Below are 6,588 nucleotides of genomic sequence, written 5' to 3'. Positions count from 1 at the left end.
TTCCCGCGGGGCGCTCTGCTCCTTGAGCCGCTGGACGACTGCCGCCAACTCCAGCAGACCTTCGATGCCAATCATCGCAGCTCCAGGCCCTAACAGCTATATAGGTGCACTGTAGAAAGCTGCTTGAGCACACTTTCCGCCTGCTCAACAGATCCTCGGCTGGACCTGCCCGAAGATCCGTACTCCGCAACCGGCCGGTGGCTGGACCTGCCTGATCTTGGCCTTCTACACCCCGTTGCGGCTCGCCCGCCCGGCGGCGGACATACGCCGAGCCTGGCCGAAACCGCATCACGACAGCGGCTGTCACCCGCTCTCATGCGCCGGAGGTTTGCGGCAATGCCCCACCTACGCGCCCAGGCCCGCGCCGCCCTTGCCGCAGCTGTCGCTACCGATCGTGCAGCCGGGCCACCTGGACGAGATCGCCGCAGTGCTGGGCGTCAGCGCTGACACCGCCGCCCGCCGCTACCACGCCTGAGCAGCCGCACTTCGGTGCTGGTGCGGTGCGGCCCGCCGATCGAGCCGACGGCTCGATCGCAGGCTACTGTCCGGACGGGCGCACCAGTCCCGTCTCGTAGGCGAAGACCGCGGCCTGGGTCCGGTCACGCAGTCCCAGCTTGGCCAGGAGGCGGCTCACATGTGTCTTCACCGTCTGTTCCGCCACCACGAGCCGCTCGGCGATCTCCGCATTGGACAGGCCCTGCGCGATCAGGGACAGCACCTCGGACTCGCGCTCCGTCAGGTCGCCGACGCGGTCCTTGATGGGAGTACGGTAGGCACCGGTCACCCGGGTGAATTCGGCGATGAGGCGCTTGGTGATGTTCGGGGCGAGCAGGGCTTCGCCGGCCGCCACCACACGTACCGCCTGAGCGAGGTCGGCGGCCGAGGCGTCCTTAAGCAGAAAACCCGAGGCCCCTGCGCGGAGCGCCTCGTACACATACTCATCGAGGTCGAAAGTGGTCAGAACGAGGACCTTGACGGCAGTGCCAGCCGGTTCCGTGATGCAGCGGGTCGCCTCGATGCCGCCGAGCCGGGGCATCCGGATGTCCATCAAGACGACGTCAGGGGCGAGTTCGGCGACCTTGCCGACGGCGTCGAGGCCGTTCACAGCTTGGCCGACGACCTCGATGCCAGGCTCGGCGTTGAGCAGGACCGTGAAGCCTTGGCGGACCATCATCTGGTCGTCGGCGATCAGCACGCGGATGTTCCTCAAAGGAGTCCTCGATCGGGTCGGCGGAGCGGTTGGGGAAGGGTGGCGGGCAGGACTGCGGTCACTTCGTAGCCTCCGTCGGGTGTGGGGCCGACAGCCAGCTCGCCACCCAGCATGGCCGTGCGCTCGCGCATGCCCAACAGCCCGTGTCCGGCGGCCGGACTGGACGAGGCGGGCACATTCGGCGCGGAGTTGGTGACCCGGATGGTAAGGACATCCCGCAGGTACCCGACCTCCACCCGTGCCTCCGCTCCGGACGCATGCCGCATCACGTTGCTGAGCGCCTCCTGAACGATCCGGAACGCCGACAGCTCGATGCCCGGTGACAACGGACGCGGTTCACCGGTGATCTGGGTGGTGATCGTTTGCCCGGCATCGCGCACGTTGCTGACCAGCTCACCCAACCGGACGAGGGTGGGCTGCGGGGCGTACCACACCCCCTCCGACTCGGGATCTTCCGAGCGCAGCACGCCCAGCACTCGGCGCAGCTCGGTCAAAGCCTCCACCGCGTTGTCGCGGATGGCAGCGAGGTTCTCCTTCAGCTCTTCTGACGGGTTCTGGACCAGGTGCGGAGCGACCTGCGCCTGGATGGAGACCAACGACATGTGGTGGGCGAGCACGTCGTGCAGCTCGCGGGCGATCCGGTTGCGCTCCTCCAGCAAGGTACGCCGGGCCCGCTCCTCGGCTGTGAGCTCCTCCTGTTTGACCAGCTCCGTACGGGCTACCCGGCTACCGCGCAGCGCGGCGCCGACCACCACCACGGCGGTGAGGATCGCGGCGGCGCCGGCGTCGTTGTCGTCGTGCGTCTGCGAGACGAGCGTGCCGCAAGCCAGGCCCGTTAGGACGCTGATCACTAGCGCCTCGACCGCGGCCCGGGGGCGGACCCTCAACGCCAACAGGAACAACACCCCGGCCTGCAGGACGAGTCCCCAACTTGTCCAGGGGAAGAACACGGGGAAGCGGGGCTCCGAGAGTCCCGCGATGACGACCATGGCGACCGTCACCGCCCACCACGCCGGCACCGGCTGGACGAGCGCGAGGAGGAGCGCCATCGCCTGGAGCCCACCGAGCAGCGCGGCGTACGACCTATCTAACCCATAGTCGCTGCCAAGCTGGTTGATGTTGGCCACGGCGAGACCGATCGCGGGAAGCAACAGCAACATGGCGAACGCCGGAAGCCAGTCCCGCCAGCTGGGCCGGCCCGTACGCGGCAGCGGGTCGTACGCTGTCGTCCACAGGTCGTCGCGCAGGTTACCCGGTGCCGCTCGCAGTGCCGCCTTCAACCACCCCATGGCATTGATCATGGAATTCACCCTAAACAGGGCCACGACCTGTGCCGTCCATGGGAGAAACCCGTCCCGCCTGAACGGCTGGCCCCGGCCCGAGTCCGGCGTGGGTTTCCGCAACCTGTGCCGAAGATGCCGACCCAGCCCCGACGCACCACCCGATCTGGTCTCTTCGAACTTAAGCGGGGTTGAGGTTTCCGCGGCCGCGGCGGGTGGTGGCGCAGGGGGTGCGTAGACGCTGGTTTTCGGGATCGCGGAGGCCGTAGGCGTCTCGGGCGGTGGTGTTGATGACCCGGAGTCGGCGTTGGTGATGCCCGTTTGGAGGAAGGCGAGGATCTGGGGCCACCGGGTCTCTATGGTGGTGGCCAGGCGTTCGAGTTCGGTAGGTCGGAGGCTGGGCAGCGGTCGTAGAGCAGCGGTCGTAGAAGCGAAACAGCCGGGCGGCGATGATGCTCCGGTCGGGGTGGGTGCGGGCCAGGGCGAGCAGGTCCAGCAGGTCTTCCCTGGCGTTCCGCGCGGTCAGAATCGGCCTGGCCTGCCCAGCCGGCGTGGGCAGGGCATGCAGGTCATCGAGCATCGGATCCAGTTGGGAGCCGTGCCTCCGGGCGGCCGAGTGGGTGAGCCGGTTGCGCGGTTCCCCCTCGCGGTTGCCCTTGCGCCCGCGCCGGCCGCGGATCTGAACGGTGAGGCGGCGACGGATCTCAGTGCGGGCCTGGTTGGCCAGTTGCACGACGTGGAAGTGGTCGACCACCAGCGTGGCGTGCGGTAACGCGGCTCGTACGGCGGATGTGAAGTTGGCGCACATGTCGATCGCGGGGCCATACCTTCATCTCCTGCATAGCCCCGCGTCCAGTGAGGTCTCCTACACAACAACCTCACTTTCCGCGCTCGCGGCGCACGTTAAAAAGACAAGCTAAAGCGCATACCTGGGGAGCGTCAGGGCTCTACAGTTGGCGGCGGTTCAATCGCTTCCGTGGCCCTGATTTTTTGAGACCGCTGTTCAAGCCTCGTGTTGAGGCTGAACAGGGCTCCTTCCCGATACTGGTGGTCGGCGGGTGCGGTCCGGAGTGCTTGCCGCGTGGTTGCAATGAATCGATCAAGGCCTGGGGGCGAGCCGGTCCCAAGATATCGCCGCAACAGCTCAGCACCGATACTTGCCAGGAGCGTTGCGCGCAAGCCGTCTCCCTCAGGAATGATACGCAACGCTTGTTCCCAGACGGAAATCATCTCGTCCATATCAGCGGGATCCTCGGTGATGCTGAACCGCATGCTGAGCATGTGTCCGAGATGGTGCAGAGCCTCTGCGTGCTCGGATTGGTGTATCGAGGTTGCCTGGACCAGCTCTCTTCCAACGTTGATCGCCTCTTCCAGATCCGCCCGCTCATTCATGTTCTCCCGGCGCATCAGCAGCGCACTGCTGAGCATCAAGAGGTAGTCGGCCTTGTCCGGGTGGTCAGCAGGAGTGACGGCATTGATCCGCTGCCAAGCATCCACGGCCCGATCGGCCAGTACCAGGTCATCAGTGGCTTCAGCGTCCCGCAGCATCAGCAGTTCGGTAGCGAGCGAAGCGGCCTCGGTAAGCACATCAGGTGCGATCGGCAGTGGCAGTTCACCGCCGTAGATCAGGCAGCGGGCAAACATCGCGACCGCCGTCTGCCATTCGCCACGTGCCTTCTCACCCAATGCGATGTAACGGCTCATGTGAAGCTTCCCCAGGATGGCGAGAGCATCGACGTCGGGATCTTCCTCTCGATAGGAGAGGATAAGCCGGTGCGCGTGTTCGATTAGGAGCGGATCCAGGCTGCTCGTGTGATCTTTGGAGATGTTGAACCCGCATTGCCATTGCACAAGTAGTTCGAAGGACTTTTCCGCAGATATATCTCGCATAGCCTCGTCCCTGATGTGAGCTGTTGACCATGATGTCCTGTTGGCTGCGAATGCGGTCGTCGGGCCGGGCGTGATGGCGCAATCTAGGCATCTTCGGAAGGCGGTTATGGCGAACGGCCAGAAACCGCGCTGGGTGAGGCGTCCCGGCTCGAGGTGTCAGCGCAATGATCCGGCCTGGTAGTCGTGGACGGATGCGTCACCCGTGCCGCCCAGCGCCGGCGAAGATTTTGTCGATGGGCCTTTCGCCAGCGGAACTTGGCCTCCGATGAGGAATAGTCGGGCCGGAGTTCTCGGCGATATCCGTTTTTCGGCGCGCATTGGCGGACTCCCGCCGTCCATCCCCCTAACCCGAGCCCTCCTCTGGCGCCCGGGCCGACGCTGGCCCGCCTTCTGGCCCGGCCGTCGCTGATCAGCACGCGCGCTGATCGCCGGTCAATGCCCGTGTCCGTGCCCCACGAAGGCGGTGGCCGGCTTGCCCGGCGGCACCAGCCCGAGCGCCACCACCGCCGCGACCCCCGCCACCACGGCGCACAGCGTGAGCCCGGACACGAACCCCCCGATGCCGGCCCCCGACCCGGGCACGAGGCTGGCCGCGGCCACCGTGGAGACCACGGCCACCCCGATGGAGCCGCCGAGCTCGTGGAAGGTGTTGATCACCCCGGAGGCGACCCCGTTCTCCCCCGGAGGGATGTTGGCCATGGTCGTCGTGGTGGCCGTCACGAACGCGGGCCCGATGCCCAGCGAGGCCAGCACGAAGCCCGGCAGCAGCGTGGTGTACGCGCTCGCGTCCGGCGAGATGCGCGTCATCAGCGCCGCCCCCGCCGCCGTCACCACGAACGCCGCCACCGCCACCGGCCGCCCGCCGAGCCGGCCGATGAGGTGCCCGCCGAGCTGCGCGCCGACGGTGATGGCGACGGCCGCGGGCAGGAAGATCAGGCCGGTCTCCAGGGCGCTGAACCCGAGCACGTGCTGCAGGTAGAGCGAGCTGAGGAAGAACAGGCCCAGCATCAGCCCGGTGGCCACCAGCATGACGAACGTCCCCGAGATCACCGGCCGCCGGGCGAGCGTCTCGGCACGCATGAGCGGCGACCGCACGGACCGCTGGATGACCACGAACAGCACGTACAGCAGCACCGACCCGACGAGCGGCAGCATCGTGCCCGCCGCCGCCCATCCGGCGTCGCCCGCGGTCACCAGGCCGTAGATGAGCAGCGCCGTCGCCAGCGTGACGACCAGCGCGCCGGGCACGTCGACCCGCTCTGGGCGCCCGGCCGCGGGCGGCACGACGGCGGGTACGGCGGCCAGCAGCGCCAGCCCGATCGGCACGTTGACGAAGAACACCCAGGCCCACCCGGGCCCCGCGGTCAGCAGACCCCCGAGGAGCACGCCGAGGGCCGCCCCCGTACCGCCGATGGCGGCCCACACGCCGAGCGCGCGCCCGCGCCGCTCGCCGTGGAAGGTGGCGGTGATCACGGCCAGGGCGGCGGGTGACAGCAGCGCCGCGCCGACCCCCTGCAGCGCCCGCCCCGCGATCAGCACGCCGCCGCTCCCGGCCAGCCCGCACACCAGCGACGCCGCCGTGAACAGCCCGAGCCCGGCCAGCAGCGTCCGCCGCGCGCCGAGCGCGTCGGCGAGCCGCCCGCCGAGCACCATGAGCCCGCCGAAGCACAGCGTGTACGTGGTCACCACCCAGGTCAGCGCCTCCCGGTCGAGCGCGAGGTCGGTGCCGATGGTGGGCAACGCGACCTGTACGACCGTGATGTCGACGATCAGCATGAACTGCGCCAGGCAGAGCAACACCAGCACGGCCCATCCGCCGGTACGGGTCTGGGCTCGAGTCGGGTCGAGACTCATCCGAAACTCCTTAACTTGAACATTGATGTTCAAACTAACACAGGGAACGATACGGGGGTAGGGTTCACCCCACGCAGGCGACAGCCATCTGGCTGGTAGGGCGAGCAGAGTGTCGTCGGCGGTGTCGATTCCGAGTGCGCACTGCCACATTCAGGCTGCCAACGAGATGGCACCGTTCGGATGAAGGCTGCCACTTGAGAATCTTGGGCCGAGCAGGATCGTCGGCTAGATGATTGATGCCAAGGCGTGGCTGCGGAGTTAGGGCGAGGGTGTCCAAGCTCGATGTGTGACGAAAGAGTTAGACACCCCTCGTAACCGCACTGTACGTGTGGATCGATGATGTGTTGAAGGCCC

The 6,588-nt window shown here is 67.3% G+C and carries 6 protein-coding genes; 1 reads left to right on the top strand and 5 read right to left on the bottom strand.

What is annotated here, in order from left to right:
- Positions 1-328 precede the first annotated feature (328 nt).
- The gene (locus ACTWPW_RS62480) at positions 329-475 is read left to right on the top strand and encodes a hypothetical protein (RefSeq protein ID WP_443174763.1); all 147 of its coding nucleotides are present in this window, start codon (positions 329-331) and stop codon (positions 473-475) included.
- A gap of 63 nt (positions 476-538) precedes the next feature.
- On the opposite strand, the gene ACTWPW_RS62475 is transcribed toward ACTWPW_RS62480, so the two are convergent.
- The 5 genes from ACTWPW_RS62475 to ACTWPW_RS62455 form a co-directional block, all read right to left on the bottom strand.
- Positions 539-1,201 carry a response regulator gene (locus tag ACTWPW_RS62475; protein WP_443174765.1) on the bottom strand — a complete coding sequence of 221 codons (663 nt, stop codon included), beginning with the start codon at positions 1,199-1,201 and terminating at the stop codon, positions 539-541.
- A gap of 5 nt (positions 1,202-1,206) precedes the next feature.
- On the bottom strand, positions 1,207-2,511 hold the full coding sequence (locus ACTWPW_RS62470) for a sensor histidine kinase (protein WP_443174764.1): 1,305 nt from the start codon (positions 2,509-2,511) through the stop codon (positions 1,207-1,209).
- 160 nt (positions 2,512-2,671) lie between these two features.
- Positions 2,672-3,298, bottom strand: coding sequence for a transposase (locus tag ACTWPW_RS62465; protein WP_443174762.1), 627 nt, complete (start codon positions 3,296-3,298; stop codon positions 2,672-2,674).
- A 131-nt stretch (positions 3,299-3,429) separates the two neighbouring features.
- Entirely contained in the window at positions 3,430-4,380 is a 951-nt protein-coding gene (locus ACTWPW_RS62460) for a hypothetical protein (protein WP_443174761.1), read from the bottom strand.
- 432 nt (positions 4,381-4,812) lie between these two features.
- Positions 4,813-6,234 (bottom strand): MFS transporter, encoded by a 1,422-nt coding sequence (locus ACTWPW_RS62455; protein ID WP_364134549.1) that lies wholly within the window; start codon positions 6,232-6,234, stop codon positions 4,813-4,815.
- Positions 6,235-6,588: the final 354 nt, after the last annotated feature.

Origin of the sequence: Nonomuraea sp. KM90 (assembly GCF_052246675.1) — a bacterium.
Taxonomy (GTDB): domain Bacteria; phylum Actinomycetota; class Actinomycetes; order Streptosporangiales; family Streptosporangiaceae; genus Nonomuraea.
The sequence above is the reverse complement of the archived record's forward strand: the minus strand, read 5'-3'. Positions and strand labels throughout refer to the sequence as shown.

What these genes read in the sequence shown, in the direction of transcription:
- ACTWPW_RS62470 (WP_443174764.1), bottom strand. Translation starts at nt 2,511, where the DNA reads ATGATCAATGCCATGGGGTGGTTGAAGGCGGCACTGCGAGCGGCACCG.
- ACTWPW_RS62465 (WP_443174762.1), bottom strand. Translation starts at nt 3,298, where the DNA reads ATGTGCGCCAACTTCACATCCGCCGTACGAGCCGCGTTACCGCACGCC.
- ACTWPW_RS62460 (WP_443174761.1), bottom strand. Translation starts at nt 4,380, where the DNA reads ATGCGAGATATATCTGCGGAAAAGTCCTTCGAACTACTTGTGCAATGG.
- ACTWPW_RS62455 (WP_364134549.1), bottom strand. Translation starts at nt 6,234, where the DNA reads ATGAGTCTCGACCCGACTCGAGCCCAGACCCGTACCGGCGGATGGGCC.